The 23,814-nt window shown below is 61.3% G+C and carries 22 protein-coding genes and 4 tRNA genes; 20 read left to right on the forward strand and 6 right to left on the reverse strand.

Going from position 1 to position 23,814, the window contains the following annotated elements; all coding sequences use genetic code 11:
- Positions 1-94: 94 nt before the first annotated feature.
- A complete protein-coding gene (locus tag KDW95_RS00450) occupies positions 95-1,489 on the reverse strand; it encodes a sigma-54 dependent transcriptional regulator (RefSeq protein ID WP_255854258.1) in 1,395 nt (464 codons plus the stop codon).
- Positions 1,490-1,919: 430 nt separating this feature from the next.
- Here KDW95_RS00450 and KDW95_RS00455 point away from each other — a divergent pair, with 430 nt between their 5' ends.
- The 4 genes from KDW95_RS00455 (at position 1,920) to KDW95_RS00470 (ending at position 5,420) form a co-directional block, all read left to right on the forward strand.
- Positions 1,920-3,788 carry an ExeA family protein gene (locus tag KDW95_RS00455; RefSeq protein WP_255854259.1) on the forward strand — a complete coding sequence of 623 codons (1,869 nt, stop codon included), beginning with the start codon at positions 1,920-1,922 and terminating at the stop codon, positions 3,786-3,788.
- Between the two features lie 2 nt (positions 3,789-3,790).
- Positions 3,791-4,552, forward strand: coding sequence for a general secretion pathway protein GspB (locus KDW95_RS00460; protein ID WP_255854260.1), 762 nt, complete (start codon positions 3,791-3,793; stop codon positions 4,550-4,552).
- A 47-nt stretch (positions 4,553-4,599) separates the two neighbouring features.
- A tRNA-Thr gene (locus KDW95_RS00465) sits at positions 4,600-4,675 on the forward strand.
- A gap of 244 nt (positions 4,676-4,919) precedes the next feature.
- Positions 4,920-5,420, forward strand: coding sequence for an REP-associated tyrosine transposase (locus KDW95_RS00470; protein WP_255854261.1), 501 nt, complete (start codon positions 4,920-4,922; stop codon positions 5,418-5,420).
- A gap of 164 nt (positions 5,421-5,584) precedes the next feature.
- Here the strand turns inward: KDW95_RS00470 and KDW95_RS00475 are convergent, their stop codons facing one another.
- Positions 5,585-6,469: a LysR family transcriptional regulator gene (locus KDW95_RS00475; RefSeq protein ID WP_255854262.1), complete on the reverse strand. Its 885-nt coding sequence runs from the start codon at positions 6,467-6,469 to the stop codon at positions 5,585-5,587.
- A 151-nt stretch (positions 6,470-6,620) separates the two neighbouring features.
- On the opposite strand from KDW95_RS00475, the gene KDW95_RS00480 reads away from it, so the two are divergent.
- The 3 genes from KDW95_RS00480 to KDW95_RS00490 all read left to right on the forward strand — a co-directional run bounded on the left by KDW95_RS00480 (position 6,621) and on the right by KDW95_RS00490 (position 8,534).
- The gene (locus KDW95_RS00480; RefSeq protein WP_255854263.1) at positions 6,621-7,322 is read left to right on the forward strand and encodes a CoA transferase subunit A; all 702 of its coding nucleotides are present in this window, start codon (positions 6,621-6,623) and stop codon (positions 7,320-7,322) included.
- A gap of 79 nt (positions 7,323-7,401) precedes the next feature.
- Positions 7,402-8,058 carry a CoA transferase subunit B gene (locus KDW95_RS00485; RefSeq protein WP_255854264.1) on the forward strand — a complete coding sequence of 219 codons (657 nt, stop codon included), beginning with the start codon at positions 7,402-7,404 and terminating at the stop codon, positions 8,056-8,058.
- Positions 8,059-8,285: 227 nt separating this feature from the next.
- Positions 8,286-8,534 carry a DUF1456 family protein gene (locus KDW95_RS00490; RefSeq protein ID WP_255854265.1) on the forward strand — a complete coding sequence of 83 codons (249 nt, stop codon included), beginning with the start codon at positions 8,286-8,288 and terminating at the stop codon, positions 8,532-8,534.
- A 100-nt stretch (positions 8,535-8,634) separates the two neighbouring features.
- Here KDW95_RS00490 and KDW95_RS00495 read toward each other — a convergent pair whose 3' ends face one another.
- From KDW95_RS00495 to KDW95_RS00505, 3 genes are all read right to left on the reverse strand, one after another.
- Positions 8,635-8,955 carry a hypothetical protein gene (locus KDW95_RS00495; RefSeq protein WP_255854266.1) on the reverse strand — a complete coding sequence of 107 codons (321 nt, stop codon included), beginning with the start codon at positions 8,953-8,955 and terminating at the stop codon, positions 8,635-8,637.
- A gap of 101 nt (positions 8,956-9,056) precedes the next feature.
- On the reverse strand, positions 9,057-9,770 hold the full coding sequence (locus KDW95_RS00500; protein WP_255854267.1) for a response regulator transcription factor: 714 nt from the start codon (positions 9,768-9,770) through the stop codon (positions 9,057-9,059).
- 22 nt (positions 9,771-9,792) lie between these two features.
- Complete coding sequence (locus KDW95_RS00505; RefSeq protein ID WP_255854268.1) at positions 9,793-12,690, reverse strand: cache domain-containing protein; 2,898 nt, start codon at positions 12,688-12,690, stop codon at positions 9,793-9,795.
- Positions 12,691-12,915: 225 nt separating this feature from the next.
- Here KDW95_RS00505 and KDW95_RS00510 point away from each other — a divergent pair, with 225 nt between their 5' ends.
- From KDW95_RS00510 to KDW95_RS00555, 10 genes are all read left to right on the forward strand, one after another.
- Complete coding sequence (locus KDW95_RS00510; RefSeq protein WP_255854269.1) at positions 12,916-13,740, forward strand: ABC transporter ATP-binding protein; 825 nt, start codon at positions 12,916-12,918, stop codon at positions 13,738-13,740.
- A complete protein-coding gene (locus KDW95_RS00515) occupies positions 13,737-14,453 on the forward strand; it encodes an ABC transporter ATP-binding protein (protein WP_255854270.1) in 717 nt (238 codons plus the stop codon). Before KDW95_RS00510 ends, KDW95_RS00515 begins: the two co-directional genes overlap by 4 nt.
- A 69-nt stretch (positions 14,454-14,522) precedes the next feature.
- Positions 14,523-15,737 (forward strand): ABC transporter substrate-binding protein, encoded by a 1,215-nt coding sequence (locus tag KDW95_RS00520; protein WP_255854271.1) that lies wholly within the window; start codon positions 14,523-14,525, stop codon positions 15,735-15,737.
- A gap of 57 nt (positions 15,738-15,794) precedes the next feature.
- Positions 15,795-16,682 carry a branched-chain amino acid ABC transporter permease gene (locus KDW95_RS00525; protein WP_255854272.1) on the forward strand — a complete coding sequence of 296 codons (888 nt, stop codon included), beginning with the start codon at positions 15,795-15,797 and terminating at the stop codon, positions 16,680-16,682.
- Positions 16,683-16,706: 24 nt separating this feature from the next.
- Positions 16,707-17,645 carry a branched-chain amino acid ABC transporter permease gene (locus KDW95_RS00530; protein ID WP_255854273.1) on the forward strand — a complete coding sequence of 313 codons (939 nt, stop codon included), beginning with the start codon at positions 16,707-16,709 and terminating at the stop codon, positions 17,643-17,645.
- A 53-nt stretch (positions 17,646-17,698) separates the two neighbouring features.
- The gene (locus KDW95_RS00535; protein WP_255854274.1) at positions 17,699-19,330 is read left to right on the forward strand and encodes an acyl-CoA synthetase; all 1,632 of its coding nucleotides are present in this window, start codon (positions 17,699-17,701) and stop codon (positions 19,328-19,330) included.
- Positions 19,331-19,509: 179 nt separating this feature from the next.
- A complete protein-coding gene (locus KDW95_RS00540) occupies positions 19,510-20,244 on the forward strand; it encodes a 5-oxoprolinase subunit PxpA (protein ID WP_255854275.1) in 735 nt (244 codons plus the stop codon).
- Positions 20,241-20,930: a 5-oxoprolinase subunit B family protein gene (locus KDW95_RS00545; protein ID WP_255854276.1), complete on the forward strand. Its 690-nt coding sequence runs from the start codon at positions 20,241-20,243 to the stop codon at positions 20,928-20,930. The genes KDW95_RS00540 and KDW95_RS00545 overlap by 4 nt, the downstream gene beginning before the upstream one ends.
- Positions 20,930-21,862, forward strand: a complete 933-nt coding sequence (locus KDW95_RS00550; protein ID WP_255854277.1) for a biotin-dependent carboxyltransferase family protein — start codon at positions 20,930-20,932, stop codon at positions 21,860-21,862. The genes KDW95_RS00545 and KDW95_RS00550 overlap by 1 nt, the downstream gene beginning before the upstream one ends.
- A 109-nt stretch (positions 21,863-21,971) precedes the next feature.
- On the forward strand, positions 21,972-22,529 hold the full coding sequence (locus KDW95_RS00555) for an acyl-CoA thioesterase (RefSeq protein ID WP_255854278.1): 558 nt from the start codon (positions 21,972-21,974) through the stop codon (positions 22,527-22,529).
- Positions 22,530-22,673: 144 nt separating this feature from the next.
- Here the strand turns inward: KDW95_RS00555 and KDW95_RS23495 are convergent, their stop codons facing one another.
- Positions 22,674-23,369 (reverse strand): hypothetical protein, encoded by a 696-nt coding sequence (locus KDW95_RS23495; protein ID WP_304941572.1) that lies wholly within the window; start codon positions 23,367-23,369, stop codon positions 22,674-22,676.
- 130 nt (positions 23,370-23,499) lie between these two features.
- Here KDW95_RS23495 and KDW95_RS00565 point away from each other — a divergent pair.
- The 3 genes from KDW95_RS00565 to KDW95_RS00575 all read left to right on the forward strand — a co-directional run bounded on the left by KDW95_RS00565 (position 23,500) and on the right by KDW95_RS00575 (position 23,800).
- A tRNA-Glu gene (locus tag KDW95_RS00565) sits at positions 23,500-23,575 on the forward strand.
- A 33-nt stretch (positions 23,576-23,608) separates the two neighbouring features.
- Positions 23,609-23,684, forward strand: a tRNA-Gly gene (locus KDW95_RS00570).
- A gap of 40 nt (positions 23,685-23,724) precedes the next feature.
- Positions 23,725-23,800: transfer RNA gene (locus KDW95_RS00575), tRNA-Glu, on the forward strand.
- The last annotated feature ends 14 nt before the right edge of the window (positions 23,801-23,814 follow it).

The following is a 23,814-nucleotide window of genomic DNA, read 5'->3' on the forward strand; positions in this document are numbered from 1 at the left end:
TGATGAAAGCGACGGGTGGCAGGGTTGCGATCTTTATGCAATGCGTGCGACGTGGGGAACTACGACGTGCTGCCCGAATGTTCGGCAGGGGCTTTTAGCGCATCTGGTATTTTTCCATCAGGCGGTAGAGAGTCACGCGGGAGACGCCGAGCATGCGCGCGGCCTTGGATACGTTGTTGTGGCTGAGCTCCAGGTTTTGCCGAATGGCCTGTTTTTCTGCCCGGTTGCGCGCATCTTCCAGGGTAATTTGCTGGCCGCTGCTGCAGACGGTGTCATCGAGCCCCAGGTCATCCGGTGTCACCAGGCGGTTGTCACTCATGACCATGGCGCGGCGGATGCGGTTGATCAGTTCGCGCACATTGCCGGGCCACTCATAGGCATTGAGGGCGGCCAGCGCCTGCTGGGTGAAGCCGCGCACATGGCAGCCCTGCTCGTTGCGAAACTTCTGGAAGAAAAACCGTGCCAGCAGCTCGATATCGCCATCGCGCTCACGCAGGGAGGGCACCTTTACCGTGAGTACATTGAGGCGGTAGTAGAGGTCTTCCCGGAAGTCGCTGGATTCCACCATCTGGTCGAGGTCGATATTGGTGGCGGCGATGACCCGCGCATTGACGCGAATGCTGTCGTTGCTGCCCAGGCGCTCCAGCGTCTGCTCCTGCAGGAAGCGCAGCAGGTGTACCTGCATGTCCAGTGGCAGGTCGCCGATTTCGTCCAGGAAGATGGTACCGTCGGCGGCGGCTTCCAGGCGGCCGATCTTGCGTTTGTAGGCGCCGGTAAAGGCGCCTTTTTCGTAGCCAAACAGCTCCGAGTGCACCAGGGTGTCGGGCAGCGAGCCGCAGTTGACGGCCACAAAGGGCCCCTTGTGGCGTGCCGAGCGCTGGTGAATGGCGCGGGCGATGAGTTCCTTGCCGGTGCCGCTCTCGCCGGTGATCAGTACCGGAGCCTCGGCGGTGGCTACCTTGCGTATCTGTTGGAATATTTCCATGATGGCGGGGCTTGCCCCCACCATGTGAAATTCGTCCAGCAGCGACAGCTGCTTGTCTTCCAGTTTGCGCAGCCGGCTGATGCCATAGGCATGGCCCAGCGTGGCGCGAAGATAGCTCTGGTTTTGATCCAGCGGCAAGGTGAAGTAGTCGTAGAAATTCTCAAACAGCATGCGTCTGAAGGTATGGTCGCGCATAACTTCGGGCGTCGTCAGGGCGATCCAGTTGGTGTACTGGTCCTGATGAAAGAAGTCTTCTATTTCGTCCCTGTCCTGGATGGATGGCCAGTCGAGTTTAACCAGGCCGACATAGTAATCATGCTTGCGCAGAGAATCCCGGGCACTGTCGATATTGGTCACGCGGTCGAGTGTCCAGCCGTTGAGGCTAATGTCCAGGCTGGGTGCGCGCTGAGTATCGCAAATATCCAGGAATAGCGCTGTGCGAGCGGCCGTGCCCGGTGATTCAAGGTGTCGTCCCTGACCCTCTGTGATCGTTGATAGGGTCATAGTGATTTACAGGGTAAGTGAGCGTAAAAGGGCGCAGAGTGCTGTTCGTGTTTCGCTTTTGTAACAAGTATAGGATGCCGCGGTGGCGTGCAATCGGATATTGCTGCAACTATTGCGGGGTTTAAGTGCTTTGTTTTCAAGCAGGAAGCCCATTTCGAGCATCTGTGTGCCTGTTGTTGCGCGCAGGCAGGAATAGACCGCGCCAGCCGGTAAAAGGTACCGGCTGCATCTATAGTTGTTGCTAGCAGCCTGTCGGGCTTGGCCGGTCGTAGCGAGGGAAAGTCCGTTTTGAGGCAGTTTTTGGGCCCTTTTGAGGTGAATAGTGGTTCTATTTAACAATAAAAGAGTACAGAAAATGGCCAAAATCGGCTTTTCCGCAGTAGATCAGTGTTAAGTCCGACAGGCTGCTAGGCCCCGATAGGTGGTGAAGATGTACAACAATTATTTTGGTTTGAGCGAATCGCCGTTCTCGATAGCGCCTAATCCCCGGTATCTGTTTCTTGGCGAACAGTACCAGGAAGCACTGGCACACCTGCTGTATGGCATTGGCAGCAATGGCGGCTTTGTACTGCTGACCGGAGAGGTGGGTACCGGCAAGACCACGGTCTGTCGCCGCCTGCTGGAACAGATGCCGGACAACACTGATGTCGCCATGATTCTGAACCCCAAGGCCAGCGTTGAAGAGTTGCTGGCCGCGCTCTGTGACGAACTGGGAATCATCTACCCCCCAGGCGATCAGGTGCGCAGCAAAACCTATATCGACCTTATCAATCGTCACCTGCTCGATACCCATGCCCAGGGGCGCAATACCGTGCTCATTATTGATGAGGCGCAGAACTTGGGTGTCGTGCTGCTGGAACAGATTCGACTGCTGACCAACCTCGAAACCAATGAATGCAAGCTGTTGCAGATTGTGCTGGTTGGCCAGCCGGAACTGCTGGAACTGCTGGCCCGCCCTGAGTTGCGCCAGCTATCCCAGCGTATTACGGCCCGCTTTCATTTGGGGGCGCTGTCGCCGAAGGACCTGGAAGCCTATATCGTCCATCGCCTGGCGGTGGCCGGCCTGAACCGGCCGATTTTCCCGGCGGCTACGCTGAAACGCCTGTATCGGCTGTCCGGCGGCATTCCACGGGTGGTGAACATACTCTGTGACCGGGCCCTGCTGGGCAGCTTTGTACAGCGGGACAACCGCGTCGAGGTGGCAACGCTGGTCCAGGCGTCCCGCGAGGTCTTCGGCAACGAGGCTGCGCTGCAGCTTTCTGCGCGGGATAGCTGGCGCTGGCTGCTGGCGCTGGCGGTTGCAGCGGGTCTTGCGGCCTGGCTGGTGGGGTTTGCCGTGGCAGCCTGGGTGGCCGATGGCTCCAGAACAGCCGCCTTTACACTGCCGACCCTGGAGACCCTGTCGAACTTCAGCCTGTTCGAGTCGTCATCGGCGGATGCGGCGCTGGCCACAGACGATGGCGGCAGGGTGAGTATCACTGCCGTCGCCGACGGTGCGCTGGCCGCCGAACCGACTGTCGCGTCTTCTGAAGAGCCTGTTGCACTTCCCGCGGTAGCAGCCCCGGCCGTCCAGCCGGTACCCTCTGCTGTGCCGTTGGCATCGCTGCAGGCCCGCGCGCAACCGCTACCTACGGCCTCTAGCCGTCTACCAGAGTCGCTGCCGGATAGCCTGTCGACCAAGGCATTCAGCTGGCCGGTGCAGCCGGATACGGATCTTGGGCTGGTGCAGGCGTATCGGGCGCTCTTTGCGGTCTGGAAGCAGGACTATGACCCGCGGCAGAACCCGGTGGTGTGTCGCTTTGCCGAAAGCCGGGGTCTGGGCTGCCTGGTGACCGGGGGCGACCTGATTTCACTGCAGCAGCTTAATCGCCCGGCCGTGGTCAGCCTGAAAACCCCAGGCGGGGTGGTGCATGCCACCGTACTGGCGTTGAATGACGAGGTCGCGCGCCTGATGGTGTCCGGCGAGATCCTGGATGTTCCCTATAACGAGCTGGCGCAGCGCTGGCCGGGCAGTTACAGCATCCTGTGGCGCGTGCCGCCACAGTACCGGGGACCCATCTGGCCCGGTGCCAGTGGCGGCAGCGTCGAGTGGCTCAGCCAGCAATTGGCGCGCCTTAATGGCGCCGTGCAGCTGGAGGCCAGCAACCAGTATGACGAAACCCTGGTGGAGCAGGTGCGGCTGTTTCAGATGCGACGGGGCCTCAGTGTTGACGCCGTGGTCGGGCCTAAGACCGCGATTCACCTGAATACCCTGACGCTGGCCGACCTTCCGCTGCTAGAACCCGGCCAGGAGCGCTAGTCATGTCCTATATCCTGGAAGCCCTTAAACAGTCCGAAGGCCGGCGCAAGGAGGACGCACCGCCGGATCCGTCGCCCGCTGCACCGGCGTTTGCGACCCGTCGCAGCAGGCGCCGATCGGGGCGATGGCCGCTGGCAGTGGCGCTGATGGGGGCCATTGTCCTGCTGGGGTGGCTGGTCCTCGACCGAACCGACAGTCCTGCGGCGACGACGGCCATTGCAGCAAACGACTCCGGTACCGACCAGGGCGTAGCGCCGGCTGACGGGGCACCGAGCGCCGTGGATGCCCCCGGGGAAGCGCCGGTCGCACCGTCGGTCGGCGTGGCGGAAATGATCGTGGAGGCCATAGGTAATGACGAGCTCAAAGGCGTGCGTATCCAGCTGGAGGCCCCGACCGCTCCCCGCACGCAGCCTGTTCAGCAAGGTGCCGAGCAGGCTGCCGTGCCCACCAGGTCCCCCGAGAATGACAGCGCCGCGGACAGGGCACACAGGGTGGAGCAGCCCCAGCCGGAGGCGCGCACTGATGCCCATGCCGGGCTGCCGTTTCGGCGCCAGTTACCTGTGGACGTACAACGCAGCCTGCCGGAGCTGGTCTTCAGCGTGCATATCTACTCGGCGGACCCGGCATCGCGCCGGGTGAAAATTGGCGAGCGCATGATGCGCGAAGGTCAGCGTATAACGCCACAGCTGCGGCTGGAAGAGATCATTCCCAAAGGCGTTATCCTCAGCTACGAGGATTACCGTTTTCGCATGAACGCGCTCTGATGCGTGGCAGCCACCCGAATTGACGAGCAGGCTTGGCAACATTCGGCGCCGATATAGCTCAGCCGGCAGAGCAGCTCATTCGTAATGAGCAGGTCGGAGGTTCGAATCCTCTTATCGGCACCATTAACTGTTTGTTTATTATAATTATTATATTGTTTTATTGCCCTTTTTGGACTGTTTTTGGGTCGCCAATGTAGGTCGGGTTAGGCCGCAGGGCGTAACCCGACATGATGGGGATGACGGGTGGCTGCTGGCTGTCGGGTTACGCTGCGCTAACCGCGACCTACGGGGTGGGTGCGAGTTGTGACACAACAGCTGCTGCCAATCTAGGACCTAACCCGACAAGATAATCAAGGATGATTACGCTATGAACTACCGCCGTGCCTTTGTCCCTGGGGCTTCGTATTTTTTTACCCTGGTTACGGAACAGCGGCGGCCTTGGTTGGCCGACGCAGATAATGTGGAGTTGCTGCGTGGTGCGTTTCGGGCTGTGCGGGCTAAGCGTCCTTTTGAGGTGGCGGCTATGGTGGTAATGCCCGATCACTTGCACTGTATCTGGACGCTACCGCCACAAGATGCCGATTTTGCGACACGCTGGCGCTTGATGCGGCCTGAGCCGGGGCTCGTAAGGGCGGCAAAGAAGCAGCAGGCGGTATGGCAACATCGTTACTGGGAGCACCTGCTGCGCGACGAGTATGATTTTATCCGGCATGTTGAGTACATCCATTTCAACCCGGTCAAGCATGGCGTGGTTGCTACGGCTATGGCTTGGCCGTATCCCAGCTTCCGCGGGTATGTCGCTGCAGGGCTTTATCCTGCAAATTGGGGTCGGGGAGAGATGGATTTTACCGGGATTGGTGCCGAGTGATACAGGGCAATCGCGGTATGCAGGTAGTCCCGTTGGGGTGCGAATTTTAAAGACAATAAGCCGCCAATGTAGGTCGGGTTAGCCCGCAGGGCGTAACCCGACATGATGGGGTGGTTGCTGCTGGCTGTCGGGTTACGCTGTGCTAACCGCGACCTACGGGGCGGCTATTTCTTGAAGGTTTCGCTTAGTACCTCGATCAGGGCCCTCGCGGCAACGGACAGCTGGTGGTTGCTGCGGGTCAGGATGCCGACGCGGCGCGAGATGGTGGGATTGGTCAGGGTAGTGCAGCAGGCACCCAGCTCCTGCATCTGCTGGCGACAGAGTGCGGGCACGGCGCTGACGCCAAGGCCCGTTGCGACCATGCGGCCCACGGTCGCGAGCTGGTGCGCCTCGAAGGCCACGCGTGGTGCCAGATCCCGTTCGGCCAGCTGGCTTTCCATCAGGATACGCAGGCTGGAGGGACGTTGCAGCGTAATGAAGTCGTGCTGCAGCAGCTGATGCCAGGACAGGGAAGCTGAGCCTGAGTCCGGATGGTTGCGGGGCAGCACGGCAATAAAGTCGTCGCTGAACAGCGGGCGGAACAGCAGGTCGTCGCTGGCGCCGGGGTCGAAGGTGACGCCCACCTCAACGCGGTTCTGGCGCACCATGTCGACGACACTTTCGGCGATGACGTCATGCACCTCGATATTGATGCGCGGATAGAGCGCCCGGTACCCGAGCAGCGCCTGGGGCAGCAGGGAGCTTGCGAAGGAGGGCATGGCGGCAATGGCGATCTTGCCCAGTTGCAGGGCAAAACGCTGGTGCAGTTCTTCTTCTACACTGTCCCATTCTGCCAGCAACCGTTCGGCGATAGGCAGCAGGACCTCGCCTTCGGGGGTCAGGGCGATGGTGCGGGTGGTGCGGTTCAGCAGGCGCCCGCCCAGGGAGTCTTCCAGTTTCTTGATCGCCAGGCTCAGCGCCGGCTGTGACAGGTGCACCCGCACGCTGGCCTCGGCGAAGCTGAAGGTGCGGGCGACGGCGATAAAGGCGCGCAATTGCTTGATGGTCATGTTTTCAGCATCATCGGTAAGGGAATTTAAATTTGAAAAATAAATTAATAAATATAAAAATCAAACTTACTAAATATATCGAGTTGCTGCACAATTTCCAACCAGAGAGAACACAGCCGCACAGTGGCTAACAATAATCAGGAGTGGCGTGATGGCCGGTTTCGATAAAGTTGTAAGTACCTATGAAGAGGCAATGGTAGGCCTTGAAAGCGGAATGACCGTGATTGCCGGTGGTTTCGGCCTGTGCGGTATCCCGGAGAACCTGATTGCCCGCATCAAGCAAATGGGCGTGAAGGACCTGACCATCGTGTCCAATAACTGCGGCGTGGATGGCTTTGGTCTGGGCGTATTGCTGGAAGACCGCCAGGTTCGCAAAATGATCTCGTCCTACGTGGGCGAAAATGCGCTGTTTGAAAAGCAGCTGCTGGCCGGTGAACTGGAGGTTGAACTGACGCCCCAGGGAACCCTGGCCGAGAAGATGCGCGCCGGCGGTGCCGGTATCCCGGCGTTCTTCACCGCCACAGGCTTTGGTACCCCCATTGCCGAAGGCAAGGAAGTACGTGACTTCAATGGCCGCTCCTACATTATGGAAGAGTCTGTTACCGGTGACTTCGCCATCGTCAAGGGCTGGAAGGCCGACCGCTACGGTAACGTCATGTACCGCCACACTGCGCAGAACTTCAACCCCATGGCGGCGACTGCCGGCAAGATCACGGTGGTGGAAGTCGAGGAAATCGTTGAGCCGGGCGAGCTGGAACCCAGCCAGATTCACACGCCGGGCATCTATGTGCAGCGGGTAATCAAGGGCACGTTCGAGAAGCGTATCGAGCAGCGCACCCTGCGCCAGGCATAAACTCTCCGGTATTTCTTAATAACAAATTCAGTGAGCAACCGGCCTGCGGGCGGGTCGCTCCAGCGCAAGAGGCAGAACCATGGCACTTTCTCGCGAACAGATTGCAATGCGCGTAGCGCGCGAACTTCAAGACGGCTATTACGTGAACCTGGGAATCGGTATCCCGACCCTGGTGGCCAACTATGTCCCCGAGGGCATGGAAGTCATGCTGCAGTCCGAAAACGGCCTGCTGGGCATGGGTTCCTTTCCTACCGAGGAAGAACTGGATGCGGACATGATCAATGCCGGCAAGCAGACCGTCACGGCAATCGATGGTGCATCCATTTTCTCTTCGGCGGAGTCCTTCGCCATGATCCGCGGCGGACATGTCGACCTGACCGTACTCGGGGCCTTCGAGGTGGACGTGCACGGCAACATCGCGTCCTGGATGATTCCAGGCAAGCTGATCAAGGGCATGGGGGGCGCCATGGACCTGGTGGCCGGTGCCGATAACATCATCGTCACCATGACCCACGCATCCAAGCATGGCGAATCCAAGCTGCTGTCCAACTGCTCGCTGCCGCTGACTGGTGCCGGCTGCATCAAGAAAGTACTGACCGACCTGGCCTGGCTGGAAATCGAAGATGGCGCCTTTATCCTGCGTGAACGTGCGCCGGGCGTGTCGGTTGAAGAGATTGTCTCCAAGACCGCCGGCAAGCTGATCGTGCCGGATCACGTGCCTGAAATGACGTTTTAAGGCTATACCCCCGCGTTTTACCGATTGATGCTGTCAATCCCTTTGGGCCCGGCTGGAGTTTCGACTCCTCCGGGCTTTTTTTATAGGGGTTCGTGTCGGTGCCGCCCTGGCGTGATTATCTTTGCGGCCTGCCGCAGGCGCGAGAGCGGTTTTGCTGTAGAGTAGGGCGCCTGTGAGCCTGCCTTTTTCGGGCGGCTCTCTAATGCTATTGACTGACCGGATCGACAATGACGAACAACGATGTACTGAAAAAGCTGCGTATTGCCCTGGACCTGAAAGAAGCGGATCTGTTTACCATCTTCGCCCTCACCGAACACAGCATCAACAAGGCGGAACTGTCGGGCTATTTCCGCAAGCCCGGGCACAAGAACTACAAGGAATGCAGCGACGAGGTGTTGCAGGCGTTTCTTGATGGATACATCGTATTCCGGCGCGGGCCCAAGGATGCGCCGGCAGATGTGGAAGAGGCCGAGTAAGGTACCCTCTAAGGGGCTAGGGGCTAGGGGCTAGGGGCTAGGGGCTAGCTTGCCACTTGCCACTTGCCACTGCAGCTGTGCTGAGTGAAACGGACGTCGCCTAGTTGTCGATCCAGACAACGCGCAGCGGCTCGCCGAAGTCGTCGTAGATGACTTGCTGGCGCGGTGTACGCTGGCGGGTTTTTTGCGGCGCAGGCGGGACTTTCTTGCGCCTTGAGTCGATGGCAACCAGCACCTCGGGCACCGCGGTGCGGGTTTGCTTGGGCTGGCCGATGCTGAACTGGTGCTTGTTGTAAGCGCCGTTGGCCAGGCCACTGGCGCCCTGTTCGACAGACGTAATCTGGCCGCCCTGCTTCAGGTAATCGGCCATCTGCTGTTCCAGTTCGCGGCGCAGGTCGGATTTTGTCGGGCGTTTAATCATCCGCGTATTGTGCCTGAAAACTGGACGAAAAGTAACCGCCAGAACGCCGCGCCCGACAGGGCCAGGCACCACTCAGGCCCCTCGGCCTGCTCCTTCGCGGCTCAATTCTGTCGCCAGCTGACCTCGGTCATCAGCATGTAGCCCGCGCCATAGATGGTCTTGATAATGGCCGGGTTCTTCGGGTCCACCTCGATTTTCTTGCGAATGCGCGACATGCGCACATCGATGCTGCGATCAAATGGGTCGGCCCGGTCGCCCAGCAGCTGCTCACGTGACAGTATCTGCCGGGGCGCGCGCAGCAGGGCATTGAGTAGCTGGGCTTCGGCACTGCTGAGCAGCTCCGAGTCGCCGCGGGCATGGCTGAGCGTCAGGCTGGCGGGGTCGAAGGTCCAGTCGCCGAAGGCCGCCTGGCGCGGGCGTGCGTCGGGGGTCGGGGTATCGATCTGCTCGAGGCGCCGCAGCAGGCTGTTGGCGCGGGCGACCAGCTCCCGCGGCTCGAACGGCTTGGTAATGTAGTCGTCGGCACCCAGTTCCAGCCCCATCACGCGATCGGGTGTACTGTCGCGGCCTGACAGTATCATGATGCCCACGCCCTGCAGCTCGCCCAGCTGGCGCACCAGTGCCATGCCGTCCATGTCGGGCAGGCCCAGGTCGATGATGCACAGGTCTGGCCGGCGCTGGCGAATGGCCTGGGCGGCCTGGGCACCGGTACGAAAGATGCGGGTTTCAAAGCCAAATCGCTCCAGCTCATCGCTGACCAGCGTACAGATATCAGCCTCGTCATCGACGATATAGATCAGTCGGTTCTGTTTCACGGTAAATGCATGTCCTTTCTTATTATTGGGGAGTAGGGGTGAGTCCGGTGGCCGTTCGCGACTGCTTGGCGAGCGATTCGCGTCGCAGGGCCGCGCGCAGGGCGTCCTGCTCAAACGGCTTGGGCAGCATGGTGAAAAAGTGGTCGCTGTTATCGCCGGGATCCTGTTCGTAGCTGTAACCGCTCATCAGCACAATGCGACTGCCCGGCGTGTGGTCGTAGAGCTGGCGGGCCAGCTCGAAGCCGTTGAGAGAGCCCGGCATGATAATGTCGCAGACCATGCCGTGCAGGCCCTCCAGTGAGTTGATCAGCAGCGAGGCTTCATCGGCGCCCGAGGCCTCGATCACGTTATAGCCCAGCGCAATGAGTTGCTCGCGCACGACCTGGCGCACGTCGGGGTTGTCCTCGACCAGCAGGATCAGTTTGTTCTGGCCGTCATCCGCGGCCTCATCGCCGTCCCTGTTGCCCATCTCCCTGGCCGGCAGTTGCGCTGGCACAGAGGCTGGCAGCAGCAGCGAGATGACCGACCCCTGCTCGAGTGCGCTCTGGATCTGAATATAGCCCCTGGACTGCTTGACGAAGCCGTACACCATGCTGAGCCCAAGGCCCGAGCCTGCCCCGCCGGTTTTGGTGGTAAAAAACGGCTCGAATGCGAGGCAGGCGGCTTCACTGGAAAAGCCGTGACCTGTGTCACGTACACGAATCTCGACATAGTCGCCGGGCAGCACCGGTTCGTCATAGGTCAGGGGGGCGCTCACGTGGCGACCGCAGACCTCGAAACTGAGGGTGCCGCCGTCGGGCATGGCATCACGGGCATTGAGCGCCAGGTTGACCAGGGCATCTTCCAGCTGGCCGGCATCGACGAAGGGCTGGGGGGCGTCGGCAGCGCACCGGTAGTCGATGCGGATGCTGTTGGGCAGGGGGCCCGCCAGCAGCTCGGCCAGGTCGCTGATCAGGCCGGGCAGTGGCACCGCAGACGGCTTGAGCGGCTGGCGGCGCGAGAAGGCGAGCAGGCGGCGGGTAATGTCGGCGCCGCGCCGGGTGGCGCGGATGGCCGGGTTAAGGTAGCGCAGCAGGGCATCGTTCAGGGCCGGGTTGTCGCGCATGGCCATGAGGTTGCCCAGCAGGATGGACAGCAGGTTGTTAAAGTCGTGGGCCAGGCCACCGGCCAGCTGCCCGACGGCACTCATGCGCTGGGCCTCGTTGAGGGTCCTTTCTGCCTCCTTTTCCGCCGTGATATCCAGCGACAGGTTGAGCAGGCCATTGACCTCGTCGTCGGCGGAGTGAAACGGAATCAGCATGCGCTTGGTGATCATTTCCCGGTCTTCGCGCTGAATGCGGTATTCGTACACCGACTCTTCGCCGGCCAGGGTGCGTTCGATCTGCTGGTGAATATCGGCGAACATCTGCTCACCGAGTATCTCGGACGGGTGACGGCCGACGATGTCGTCCTTGCTGCGATCAAACACGTCGGCATAGCCCTGGTTGACGAAGACATAGTGCATGTTGCTGTCGATATAGGCGATCTGGGCGGGGAGGGCATCCAGGATCAGGCGCTGGCGGGCTTCGTGGGTGCGCAGCTCCTGCTGCGCCTGCTGCATGGAGGCGACGGCGCCGAGCAGCTGGCGGTTGCTGGCCTCCAGGTCCCGGGTGCGGGCCTGCACCTTGGCATCCAGGGTATGGATGTTGCCACGCAGCTGGTCCACCATGCGGTCGAAGGCCCGGGCCAGTACGCCGAGTTCGTCATCGCGGCTGATGCCGCTTTTCGCGCCCAGCTCACCGTCGCTGACACGCTCGGCGGTTTCCGACAGGCGGCGGATGGGGCGCGTCACCCAGTGGACGAAAATAAACGCCAGCAGTATCGCCGCCAGCATGGCGATCAGCGCCATGGTGAGGATGCGATCGGTGAGCACTTCGGAGCTGCTGCGCAGTTCATCCACGTAAACCGACGAGCCGATGTACCAGTCAAAGCCCGGCAGGTAGCGTACCAGGGCAACCTTTTCGTAGCTGTAGTGGCCGGGGTCCGAGGGCTTGTCCCACTGGTAGTAAAGCTCCTCGCCACTTGCGGCGATGTCCATCAGGTCCGCGGCGATGGAGCGGCCCGAGGTCGGGTTCAGCAGGTCGAGAAAATTGGTGCCATCGAGGTTGGCATTGGGGTGGATCAGCATGTTGCCGTCACCGTCGAAAACGTACATGTAGCCGGTCTCGGCGATGCGCAGCTCCAGCAGGCCCGAACGCAGCTTTTGCAGCGCCTGGGCGGTCTGCTGCTGCACCTCGGCATCGATGTCGTCCAGGTAGACGCCAGCGCCGATCACGAAGCCCCAGTCGGGGAAGTTGCGGACATAGGAGAACTTGTCGAGGCTGCGGGTTTCCCCCAGGCGGTGCCACTTGTAGCGATAAAAGCCTTCGCCTTCCTGCATGGCCAGGGCGACGATTTCCGGAATGATGCTGTTGCCTTCGCTGTCCCGCAGGTTCAACGCGCTGCGGTTGTGCAACGCCGCTTCCGGGTGTGACAGCAGGGTCGAGTCGTAATCGGCGATCCAGACATAGTCGCCGCGGCCATAGCTGAAGCTGCGCAGGCGCTCGAACAGGCGGGCCCGGGCCTGTTCGGGGGGGATGTTCAGCCGGCGGGCCTGGGCCAGGCTTTCGTCTATGTGCATGGCGGTGAGGGCGACCACGGCCTTGAGCCGCTGCTCGTGGGCGTTCAGGGTGCGTTTGCGGTAGTCCTCCACGCTGACATGCATCTGGCTGGCCAGCTCGAAGATGTTGTTCAGGGTCGTGCGGCTGTTGTTGCGCTCGATTTCGAACACTTTTTTCTGGATCAGCGGGACCGAGTAGGCATAGAAGGCCAGAAAGATGGCCGCAATGATCAGGGCTATCACGGTAAAGAAACGGCGTGTGAGCTTGGAGCCTGGCAACATGCTGAGTCCTGCGCTGGAGTTGCCCCATCTTAACCAACTTGCCTAGGGAAATCCCTTATATCACGACCAAAGTGCAAGCCACCTTGTTACATTTCGTTGGATTTGCGACAAATTCACGCAATGGTCCTGTCCTAGATTGAGTGCAACCGGGGGGCTTGGGCCCCGATCCCGAATACAACAATAAGGCTGCTCAGGCGTAATGCCGTGGCAGCGGGGACGTGTTGCATGAGTCAGGATCTAATTCTTGAAACGAAAAATCTCGTCAAGGCATTCAAGGGCTTTACTGCCGTGGATGCTGTCAACCTGCAGATCGAGCGTGGTGCCATCCATGCGCTGATCGGCCCCAACGGCGCCGGCAAGACCACGGTGTTCAACCTGCTCACCAAGTACCTTACGCCCAGCAGTGGCACGCTCCTGTTCAACGGCAAGGATATTACCGCCCGCAAGTCGGCGGAGATCGCCCGTCTTGGCATTGTGCGCTCGTTCCAGATATCGGCGGTGTTTCCCAACCTCAGCGTGCTGGAAAACGTGCGCGTGGCCCTGCAGCGCAAGGAAGGCAACAGTTTCCACTTCTGGAAGCACGAGCGGGTGCTCAATCGCCTGAACGACAGGGCCATGCAGCTGCTGGATGACGTTGGCCTGAGCGAGTTTGCCCACAGCAAGACGCTGGATCTGCCCTATGGTCGCAAGCGCGCGCTGGAAATTGCCACCACCCTGGCACTGGACCCTGAACTGATGCTGCTGGATGAGCCGACCCAGGGCATGGGGCATGAAGATGTCGAGGTGGTCGCTGACCTGATCAAGCGTGTATCGGTTGGGCGTACCATCCTGATGGTGGAGCACAACCTGCACGTGGTAGCCAAACTGGCGGATCGCATCACGGTGCTGCAGCGCGGCGCCATCCTCACCGAAGGTGACTATGCCTGCGTATCGGCCGACCCCAGGGTGCGAGAAGCCTACCTCGGTGTGGCCGATGATGAGCCCCAGGCCGCCGCAGTGCACAGCATCGGGCCGGATTCCATGGGTGTAGCTGCAGGAGCCGGGGCATGAGCACATCGTCTTCGCGTGAAAAAATCCGTATCAGTGACCTGCATGCCTTCTATGGCGAGTCCCATATTCTGCACGGCATCGACCTGACCCTGCGCCAGGGTGAGCTGGTGACACTGCTGGGCCGCAACGGCTCGGGGCGCAGTACCACCTTGCGCGCAGTCATGGGCATGGTAGGCCGGCGCAGCGGCAGCATCATGGTCAACGGCAGTGAGACCCTCAAGCTGGCGCCGCACCGCATTGCTCACCTGGGGCTGGGCTATTGCCCGGAAGAGCGCGGCATTTTCTCGAGCCTGAACGTCGAGGAAAACCTCATGCTGCCGCCGACGGTACGTTCGGACGGCATGTCGGTGGACGAGCTGTACGAGATGTTCCCCAACCTTTACGAGCGCCGTTTCAGCCAGGGCACGCGGCTGTCCGGTGGCGAACAGCAGATGCTGGCGCTGGCCCGCATCCTGCGCACCGGGGCCAATATCCTGCTGCTGGATGAAATCACCGAGGGCCTGGCGCCGGTGATCGTGCAGAAACTGGCCCAGGTGCTGCTCAAGCTCAAGCAGCGTGGCCTGACCATCCTGCTGGTGGAGCAGAACTTCCGCTTCGCAGCCCCCATCGCCGACCGGCATTACGTGATGGAACACGGCCATATCGTCGAAGAAGTCCACGCCCATGAACTCGAGGCCAAAACCGACCTGCTGAACACCTACCTGGGTGTCTGAACGATGGTCACTGCAGACGAATCACGAATCACGAATCACGCAACAACAACAAAAACTGGAGTGAACCCAATGAAAGCGATGCAAAAAACTCTGCTGACCGCCGCTGTCGCGACCGCCACGGTTCTGGCTGGCTTCGCCCAGGCAGGGCCTGTCAGCGATGACAAGGTCAAGATCGGTGTACTGGCGGATATGGGCGGTGTCTATGCCGATATCTGTGGTCCTGGCTGCGTGACCGCCGTCGAGATGGCGGTGGAAGATTTCGGTGGCACGGTGCTCGGCATGCCGATCGAGGTGGTCAGCGCCGATGACCAGCTCAAACCCGATGTCGGCTCGGCCAAGGTGCGCCAGTGGGTTGAAAATGAACAGGTCGATGCGGTGGGCGGGCTGGTGTCGTCTGCCGTGGTGGGGGCGGCCACCAAGGTGCTGACGGATAACAAAAAGATTGCTCTGATCTCCACCGCCGCATCCAATGCCTTTACCACCAGCGCCTGCTCACCCTACAACGTGCACTGGACCTACAACGTGGCGGCCATGGCGAACGGCACCGTGAAGCCGATCGTGCAGTCGGGCAAGAAAAAGTGGTTCTTCATCACCGCCGACTATGCCTTTGGCCATGCGCTTGAAAGCGTCGCCACCGAGGTCGTGCAGCAGAACGGTGGTGAAGTGGTCGGTGGGGTGCGTGCGCCGCTGGGCACCACGGATTTCTCGTCCTATGTACTGCAGGCACAGTCTTCGGGCGCCGACGTGGTGGCCCTGGCCAATGCCGGCGGCGATACGGTGAATGCGCTCAAGACCGCCGCCGAATTCGGCCTGACCCAGACCGCCGATGTGGCTGGCCTGCTGGTCTTCACGCCCAACGCCCAGGCGATGGATCCTGCCACCGCCGGCGGCATGACGCTGACCACCGGTTTCTACTGGGACTACGATGATGCCACCCGCGCCTGGAGCAAGCGCTTCAAGGAACGCCACGGTGCCATTCCCGCCATGGGCCATGCCGGCGCCTATTCCATGACCATGCACTATCTGAAAGCGATCGATGCCGCCGGTACCGACGAGTCCGATGCCGTGATGGCGAAGATGAAGGAAATGAAGCCCGACGACTTCTTTGCCCGCAATGCCACCCTGCGCGCCGATGGGCGCATGGTGCATGACATGTACTACGTGCAGATCAAGAAGCCGGATGAGCGCCGTGATGCCGACGATATCTTCAAGGTGGTCGACGTGATTCCGGGTGACAAGGCCTATGCGCCGATGCTGCCGGAATGCAACTTCGCCAAATCATGATAACAGGCCCCGCGCCGGAGCTTTGCGGCGCGGGGCTGGCCTTAGTCGGGGTATTGTATGGCCACTTTTCTTGGTATTAACCTGTTCGGGCTCTTTGGCCAGCTGCTGGTAGGGTTGATCAATGGCTCTTTCTACGCGCTGCTGAGCCTGGGGCTGGCGATAATTTTCGGCCTGCTGAAGATTATCAATTTCGCCCAGGGCGCGATGTACATGCTGGGCGCCTTTGCCGCCTGGATGGCGCTCAACTACTTTGGGCTCAACTACTGGCTGGCACTGGTGCTGGTGCCGCTTGCCGTGGGGGCCATGGGCATCCTGATGGAGCGGGTGCTGATTCGCCCGATTGCCAACGAAGATCACCTCTACAGCCTGCTGCTGACCTTCGGTGTTGCACTGATGCTGCAGGGCATGTTTACCCATGTATTCGGCTCGTCCGGCATGGCCTATGCCATTCCCGAGGCGCTGCAGGGCGGTATCAAGCTGCCCTTCATGTACCTGCCGGCCTACCGCGCCTGGATAGTCGTTGCCTCCATCCTGGTATGTGCGGCCACCTGGTGGATGATCGAGAAAACCCGCCTGGGGGCCTATCTGCGCGCCGGTACCGAGAATGCCCAGCTGATGCAGGCCTTTGGCATTAACGTGCCGCTGATGGTCACCCTGACCTTCGGCTTTGGTGTGGCGCTGGCGGGCTTTGCCGGTGTCATGGCCGCGCCCGTGTACTCGGTATCGCCGGACATGGGGTCCAACCTGCTGATTATCGTCTTTGCCATCGTCGTGATCGGCGGCATGGGTTCGATCGGCGGTGCCATTCTTACCGGCCTTGGCATGGGGGTCGTTGAAGGCCTGACCAAGTACTTTTACCCGGAAGCCTCCAGCACGGTGATCTTCCTGGTGATGGTGATCGTGTTGCTGATCAAGCCCGCGGGCCTGTTCGGCAAGGAAGCCTGAGCCGGCTTTGCACAGGAGTTGTTTATGAAAACTGCAATTGTTACCCGTTCGAAGCTGAACCTGGTGCTGCTGTTGCTGGCACTGGTGGCCCCCTTTGTGCTCTACCCGGTATTTCTGATGAAGGTGCTGTGTTTTGCACTCTTTGCCTGCGCCTTCAACCTGCTGCTGGGCTTTGCCGGGTTGCTGTCCTTCGGCCATGCCGTGTTCCTGGGCACCGGTGGTTATGTCACCGGCTACCTGATGATCAATACCGGTATTACGCCGGAGCTGGGTATCCTGGCGGGTACCCTGGCGGCGGGCCTGGTGGGCGCCCTGTACGGCAAGCTGGCGGTGCGCCGCGAGGGGATTTACTTTGCGATGGTGACCCTGGCGCTGGCCCAGCTGGCATTTTTCTTCTACCTGCAGGCGCCCTTTACCGGCGGCGAGGACGGCCTCCAGGGCGTGCCGCGCGGGTACCTGTTCGGCTTTATCGACCTGTCGGACAACCTGCAGATGTATTTCTTCGTGCTGGCCATCTTCCTGTTCGGTTTCTGGCTGATCCAGCGCACGGTGCACTCGCCCTTTGGCCAGGTGCTAAAGGCCATTCGCGAAAACGAGCCGCGCGCGATTTCGCTGGGGTACAACGTTAATGACTACAAGTGGGTGGCCTTTGTTATCTCGGCGGCGCTGGCGGGGCTGGCGGGCTCGACCAAGACGCTGGTGTTCCAGCTGGCATCCCTGACCGACGTGCACTGGCACATGTCCGGTGAAGTGGTACTGATGACGCTGGTGGGCGGCATGGGTACGCTGTTCGGACCCTTCGTGGGGGCGGCGGCTATCGTTACGATTCAGAACTACCTGTCCGGTGGCGAGCTGGGGAATTACATCCATATCATCATGGGGGCCATTTTCGTGATCTGCGTGCTGGCGTTTCGCAACGGCATCGTCGGCCAGTTCCGCAAGGTGCTGAAGCAGAATTTCTGAGTGAACCCGGGTTGATGCCTGATCGCTAATCTTTCGCGAGCCGAGGGGCCTGTATGTCAGAACAACATCCTTACGAGCAGGGTCTGGCGCAAACGCCTGCCAACTACAGCGCGCTGACGCCGCTGAGTTTTCTGGAGCGCGCCGCCTTTGTTTATCCCGATCGCACGGCGGTGGTGCACGGGGCACTGCGGCGCAGCTGGCGGCAGACCCATGAGCGCTGCCTGAAGCTCGCCAGTGCGCTGCGCCGCCGCGGTGTGCAGCCCGGAGATACGGTATCGATCATCGCGCCGAACCTGCCCGAACACTTCGAGGCGCACTTCGGTGTGCCCATGTGTGGCGCCGTGCTCAACTCTATCAATACCCGGCTGGACAGCGACGCCATCGCCTTTATCCTGCAGCATGCTAACGCCCGGGTGCTGATCACCGAACGGGAGTTCTCCGCCGTAGTGGCCGGTGCGCTGCAGGGGCTGGAGAAGCCGCCGCTGGTGATCGATATCGATGATCCTGGCTGGCAGGAGGGTGAGCTTATCGGTGCGCTGACCTACGAGCAGCTGCTTGGCGAAGGTGACGCCGATGAGCCCTGGCACGCGCCGCAGGACGAGTGGCAGGCCATTTCATTGAATTACACCTCCGGCACCACGGGTGACCCCAAGGGCGTGGTGTATCATCACCGCGGCGCCTACCTGAATGCCACCAGCAACCTGGTGTCCTGGAACATGGGGGATAGTCCCGTGTATCTGTGGACACTGCCGATGTTTCACTGCAATGGCTGGTGTTTCCCCTGGACCCTGGCGCTGGCCGCAGGCACCGCCGTGTGCTTGCGCCATGTGCGGGCCGAGCCCATTTTCGATGCCATCAGGCGCGAGAAGGTCGATCACTTCTGTGGCGCGCCCATCGTGCTGAACATGCTTAACGGCGCAGCGGATGCGCTCAAGCAGGGCATCGAGCACCCGGTCAAGGTCATGACCGCAGGGGCGGCGCCGCCGGCGGCGGTGATCCAGGGCATGGAAGAGCTGGGCTTCAGGGTGACCCATGTTTACGGCCTGACCGAAACCTACGGGCCCTCGGTGCTCTGCGCCTGGCATGAGGCCTGGAATGAGCGACCGCTGGCCGAACAGGCCCGGCTCAAGTCCCGCCAGGGCGTGCGTGCGCCCATGCTGGACGGGCTCATGGTGGCGGACCCGCAGTCCCTGCAGCCGGTACCGATGGATGGCCAGAGCATCGGCGAGATCATGATGCGCGGCAACCTGGTGATGAAGGGTTACCTGAAAAACCCCGCCACCACCGAGGCGAGCCTTGCCGGCGGCTGGTTTCACTCCGGCGATCTGGCGGTGTGGCATCCTGATGGCTATATCGAGATCAAGGACCGCTCCAAGGATGTGATCATTTCCGGTGGCGAGAATATTTCCAGTATCGAGGTGGAAGACGTGCTCTACCGCCACCCGGCCGTTGCCGAAGCGGCGGTGGTGGCCAGGCCGGATGCCAAGTGGGGCGAAACACCCTGCGCCTTTGTCTGCCTGAAAGCCGGCGCCACGGCATCGGAGGCTGACATTATCGGCTTTTGCCGCGAGCAGATGGCGCGCTTCAAGGTGCCCAAAAGCGTGGTGTTTGGCGAGCTGCCCAAGACATCCACCGGCAAGGTGCAAAAATTTGCCCTGCGTGCCCGGGTCCGGGCGCTGTCATAGTCGCCGCATCCGCCGGCCGAGTTCCATCTGCCTTTGTATCGGGCTTCCTGCGGGAAGCCCTTTTTGCATTTGGCGCAGGTGGCGCGGTGCCGGGTGGGAGCGCGTTCGATCACTGCTCAACCTCAAGCCCTCGGGATTTGGTTATCATAGGTGAACAGAGGATTTTGGAAGGTCACTCCATGAAGTTCAATTGTGATATGGGCGAGAGTTTTGGCAGCTGGGTCAAGGGCAACGACGAGGCGGTGATGCCCTTTGTGGACATGGCCAATATCGCCTGCGGCATGCATGCGTCCGATCCGTCCACCATGGCGCGTACCGTGGCACTGGCCTGTGAGCATGGCGTCAGCATTGGTGCGCACCCGGGCTACCCGGACTTGCTGGGGTTCGGGCGCCGCGAGTTTGCCCTCGAGGGCGCGCAGCTGGAAGCCTGCGTGCTGTACCAGATCGGAGCGCTGGATGGCATCTGTCGCGCCCAGGGGCGGCGGGTCGAGTATGTAAAACCCCATGGCGCGCTCTACAACAAAATGATGCGTGACGAGTCGACACTGGACAGCCTGATAACGGCGGTGCGCCGCTACGATGCCGGACTGCCGCTGGTGGTACTGGCTGCCGGCGCAAGTGCCAATGCGGCGTTGCGCGCGCGGGCGGCACGCCAGGGTGTCGAACTCTGGTTCGAGGCCTTTGCGGACCGTGCCTACGGCGCTGACGGCCGGCTGGTGCCGCGCACGCAGCCCGGCGCCGTGCATACCGATGCTGAGCGGGTGATCCGGCAGGTTCGCGAGATTGCCGAGCAGGGCCAGGTCAGCACCCTGGAGGGCACCAGGATTGCGCTCAAGGCCGATACCCTGTGCCTTCACGGCGACAACGAGCAGTTGCTGGCGGCGGTTGGCCGGATTCGGGCGGCGTTGTCATGATGCGTATCGAGGCGGTTGGCGAGTCCGGTTGCATGCTCTATCTCGGTGATCAGATCGACCCGCAAACCAGTGCCCGGGTGTGCCGGGCCGGTGAACTGATTCGCTGGCAGCTGGGGGACGCAATCATCGATATGGTGCCATCCTACGCCAGCATTTTCATGAGTGTGGACCTGACCCGTGGCGGTGTCGGGGTGTTTTGCCAGCGCCTTGAAGCGGCATTGCAGGATCTGGACAGGGTCGCAGCCGCGCCGCGCGCGGCGGGCGCGCTGGTGCGTATCGGTGTCTGTTACGCGCCCGAGGTGGCACCGGATATGGAAGAGGTCATGCACCTGACCGGGCTGACGCGGGACGAGATTGTCGAGTTGCATTGCCGCGAGCGCTATCGGGTTTACGCCATCGGCTTCAGTCCGGGGTTTTGCTTTATGGGCAACACGGATGCCCGCCTGCGGGTACCACGAAAGGCTACCCCGCGCACCCGGGTGCCGGCGGGCAGCGTGGCGCTGGCTGAGCGGCAGACGGCGGTGTATCCCGGCGAGTCGCCCGGCGGCTGGCAGCTTATTGGGCGCACGGCCGTGGACATGCTGGCGCTCTGTCAGCGTGACGAAGGTGCGCTGCAGGTGGGGTCGCAGCTGTGCTTTGAACCGCTGAGCCTGGCGGACTTTCTGGCTGCCGGAGGCCAGGTCTGATGGTGTTCGAGGTGATCAGGCCGGGCTTTCTAGCGCTGCTGCAGGACTATGGCCGTTACGGCATGCAGCACCTGGGCATGGCAACCGGCGGCCCGCTGGATGAGCATGCCTTTGTGTGGGCCAATCGCCTGCTGGGGAATCATTACAACAGCGCGACCCTGGAAATCACCCTGGGACAGGTGCGCCTGCGGGCCTTGCAAGGCACGCGGATTGCCATTACCGGCGCGGACCTTGGCGCCTGTATCAATGATCAGCCGATAGTGCCCTGGTGCAGTTACCGGGTCGAGGCGGGCGACAGTCTGAGCTTTGCCGGCGCCCGCACGGGCGTGCGGGCCTACCTGGCGGTCAGTGGCGGCTTCGAGGCGCCGCTGCGCTACGGTAGCTGTGCCACGGTGGTACGCGAGGGTTGTGGTGGCTTGCACGGCGACGGGCAGCGCTTGCAGGCGGGGGATCGCCTTGGCATGCGGCTGAAAAACGCGGGGCAGGGCGCGTTACAGCAGGTGCCGCCGCGGTTTGTACCCGACTACGGCGCGCCCCTGTGCCTGCGATTGCTGCCGGGCTATCAGTATGACCAGTTCGACGCTGAGCAGCTGGAACGGCTGTTTGGCAGTGACTACCGGGTGTCCCCGGACAGTGACCGCATGGGCTATCGTTTGGCAGGCCCCGCGATTCAATCCGGCCTGGATGGCATTATTTCCGAAGGTATCGCCTTTGGGGCGGTACAGATACCCGGGGACGGCCAGCCCATCGTGCTGCTACGGGACCGCCAGACGATCGGTGGCTATCCAAAGGTCGGTTGTGTGGCGGCGCTCGATGCCGCACAACTGGCCCAGCGCGCACCGGGCGCCCTGGTCAGGTTCAGGCGGGGAGACCTGCGCGAGGTCGAAACCCAGCGCCAGGCGTTCAATCGCTTCTTCGGCATAGGCGGCTGATTTTCAGTCGCGGCGGCTTTGGCGCTAATGCTATGGTAGGCGTCGCGCGGCAGAGATCGACCCCGGTTCGGCTCGCGCTTTCATTTCAGTGTCACTAAGGACTCGGCAGATGTCAGAAAACGAATACAGAACGGTCAAGGCATCCCAGCAGGTGCTCAAGGAATTGATGGTGCCGTCCTATGCAAACTTTGGCGGCAAGGTTCACGGCGGCATTATCCTGTCGCTGATGGACAAGATCGCCTATACCTGTGCCGCGACCCATGCGCGCAGTTACTGCGTTACGGCCTCGATAGATTCGGTGGACTTCCTCAACCCCGTCGAAGTGGGCGAGCTGCTGACACTCTATGCGTCGGTAAACTATGTCGGCAAGTCCTCAATGGAAATCGGCATCAAGGTCGTATCCGAGGACTTCCACAAGGGCATCGTCAAGCCCACCAATACCTCCTACTTCACCATGGTGGCCGTTGATGAGGAAACCCGCCTGCCAGTAAAGGTGCCGGGCCTGGTGCTGGAGGACGATGTGGAGGTCAAGCGCTTCCTCGAGGGCATTACGCGGCGTAAATTCAAACGCACCTATAAAGATGAACTGCGTCAGGCGCGCCGGGCGCTGGATGTGGACATCGATCTGGAGCAGCTGGCCGGCGAAAACTGCCGCGTGGTGCGTTAACGGGTTGCAGCCAGGCTTGCCTGGAGTTTTGAGGCCTGGCTAGAGGGCTGGGTATCGGCTCGGCGGCGCCCATTCAAACGTCGACCCGAACATGCCCAGGATGCACAGCGCTAACGGGCAGTTGATCGTAGCGAGATTTTGGCGTTAGTCGCTCTGTGCCTGGGAGGCTTTTAGCCTGCGCTCCAGCTGCTCCAGGTGTTGCTGCAGATGCTGGACCTGGAGGGCGGTGTTCTGCATCGAGCGGATGGCGCGTAATCTGCCCAGGCAACTGCGGTACTGATGGGCGGCGACCTGCAGCTGGCCGCGGGCCTCCAGCGCCTGGGCCTCCAGAATGGACAGGTCGCAGCTGACGCGATGATAGCCGCGTTTGATATGGCGCTGGCACAGCTCGACTGTATCTTCGGGGAGTTCGCCTTTGTCCTGAAACAGGCGCAGTAGCTGGGCCAGGTCGCGCAGCAGGGCGCGCACCCGACGGGCACTGTGCTGGTCGGGGAGGCGCGTCAGAGCGCCTGCGGGTAGCGCCGGCTCAAGCGGCATTTCGGCAAAGTGCTGCTCCTGGGCCAGGCGATCCTGGGCACTGCAGGTACGCGGAGCCAGTCGCTGCAGTTCATCCAGCGTAAGGGACAGGCTGGTGGCCAGTGCGTGGCGGATCTCGGCACTCTGGAAGGGGGCGGGAAGGTTGTCGGCCAAGTAGTTCAGGTGACGCTGGTGTTCCTGCAGTTGGGCGGCGCGTTCACGGCGCTGCTGGCGCCGGCTGACAATCTGCTGGGTGACGCTGGTGGTCACAACGCACAGCAGTATGGCGGCAAGAATCAGCAGTCCTGTTTCGGTCGGGCTCATGGCTGTCCTGGGGCGTTAGCTAAAAAATGAACATATTGATTTTATAGGAAAAAAACCTGAAAAAACCCTTGACCTGATCCGGCGTCGGCAATAATATACGCCCCGCATTTGGCGCTAAGCCAAAGCGGATGTCCCATTCGTCTAGTGGTCCAGGACACCGCCCTTTCACGGCGGTAACAGGGGTTCGAACCCCCTATGGGACGCCATTTTCTGGTAACCGTTCGGTTGGCAGGAAATAAGCGGGAATAGCTCAGTTGGTAGAGCACGACCTTGCCAAGGTCGGGGTCGCGAGTTCGAGTCTCGTTTCCCGCTCCAATCCTCGCAAGAGGGTGAACCTCGCAAGAGGCGATTTATTGTCCCATTCGTCTAGTGGTCCAGGACACCGCCCTTTCACGGCGGTAACAGGGGTTCGAACCCCCTATGGGACGCCACTTTCTGACAGCCG

The organism is Marinobacterium rhizophilum (assembly GCF_024397915.1).
In the GTDB taxonomy this organism is placed as follows: Bacteria; Pseudomonadota; Gammaproteobacteria; order Pseudomonadales; family Balneatricaceae; genus Marinobacterium_A; species Marinobacterium_A rhizophilum_A.

Excerpts from the sequence above, each read along its gene's own strand:
- KDW95_RS00450 (WP_255854258.1), bottom strand. The coding sequence starts at position 1,489 with ATGACCCTATCAACGATCACAGAGGGTCAGGGACGACACCTTGAATCA.
- KDW95_RS00455 (WP_255854259.1), top strand. The coding sequence starts at position 1,920 with ATGTACAACAATTATTTTGGTTTGAGCGAATCGCCGTTCTCGATAGCG.
- KDW95_RS00460 (WP_255854260.1), top strand. The coding sequence starts at position 3,791 with ATGTCCTATATCCTGGAAGCCCTTAAACAGTCCGAAGGCCGGCGCAAG.
- KDW95_RS00470 (WP_255854261.1), top strand. The coding sequence starts at position 4,920 with ATGAACTACCGCCGTGCCTTTGTCCCTGGGGCTTCGTATTTTTTTACC.
- KDW95_RS00475 (WP_255854262.1), bottom strand. The coding sequence starts at position 6,469 with ATGACCATCAAGCAATTGCGCGCCTTTATCGCCGTCGCCCGCACCTTC.
- KDW95_RS00480 (WP_255854263.1), top strand. The coding sequence starts at position 6,621 with ATGGCCGGTTTCGATAAAGTTGTAAGTACCTATGAAGAGGCAATGGTA.
- KDW95_RS00485 (WP_255854264.1), top strand. The coding sequence starts at position 7,402 with ATGGCACTTTCTCGCGAACAGATTGCAATGCGCGTAGCGCGCGAACTT.
- KDW95_RS00490 (WP_255854265.1), top strand. The coding sequence starts at position 8,286 with ATGACGAACAACGATGTACTGAAAAAGCTGCGTATTGCCCTGGACCTG.
- KDW95_RS00495 (WP_255854266.1), bottom strand. The coding sequence starts at position 8,955 with ATGATTAAACGCCCGACAAAATCCGACCTGCGCCGCGAACTGGAACAG.
- KDW95_RS00505 (WP_255854268.1), bottom strand. The coding sequence starts at position 12,690 with ATGTTGCCAGGCTCCAAGCTCACACGCCGTTTCTTTACCGTGATAGCC.
- KDW95_RS00510 (WP_255854269.1), top strand. The coding sequence starts at position 12,916 with ATGAGTCAGGATCTAATTCTTGAAACGAAAAATCTCGTCAAGGCATTC.
- KDW95_RS00515 (WP_255854270.1), top strand. The coding sequence starts at position 13,737 with ATGAGCACATCGTCTTCGCGTGAAAAAATCCGTATCAGTGACCTGCAT.
- KDW95_RS00520 (WP_255854271.1), top strand. The coding sequence starts at position 14,523 with ATGAAAGCGATGCAAAAAACTCTGCTGACCGCCGCTGTCGCGACCGCC.
- KDW95_RS00525 (WP_255854272.1), top strand. The coding sequence starts at position 15,795 with ATGGCCACTTTTCTTGGTATTAACCTGTTCGGGCTCTTTGGCCAGCTG.
- KDW95_RS00530 (WP_255854273.1), top strand. The coding sequence starts at position 16,707 with ATGAAAACTGCAATTGTTACCCGTTCGAAGCTGAACCTGGTGCTGCTG.
- KDW95_RS00535 (WP_255854274.1), top strand. The coding sequence starts at position 17,699 with ATGTCAGAACAACATCCTTACGAGCAGGGTCTGGCGCAAACGCCTGCC.
- KDW95_RS00540 (WP_255854275.1), top strand. The coding sequence starts at position 19,510 with ATGAAGTTCAATTGTGATATGGGCGAGAGTTTTGGCAGCTGGGTCAAG.
- KDW95_RS00545 (WP_255854276.1), top strand. The coding sequence starts at position 20,241 with ATGATGCGTATCGAGGCGGTTGGCGAGTCCGGTTGCATGCTCTATCTC.
- KDW95_RS00550 (WP_255854277.1), top strand. The coding sequence starts at position 20,930 with ATGGTGTTCGAGGTGATCAGGCCGGGCTTTCTAGCGCTGCTGCAGGAC.
- KDW95_RS00555 (WP_255854278.1), top strand. The coding sequence starts at position 21,972 with ATGTCAGAAAACGAATACAGAACGGTCAAGGCATCCCAGCAGGTGCTC.
- KDW95_RS23495 (WP_304941572.1), bottom strand. The coding sequence starts at position 23,369 with ATGAGCCCGACCGAAACAGGACTGCTGATTCTTGCCGCCATACTGCTG.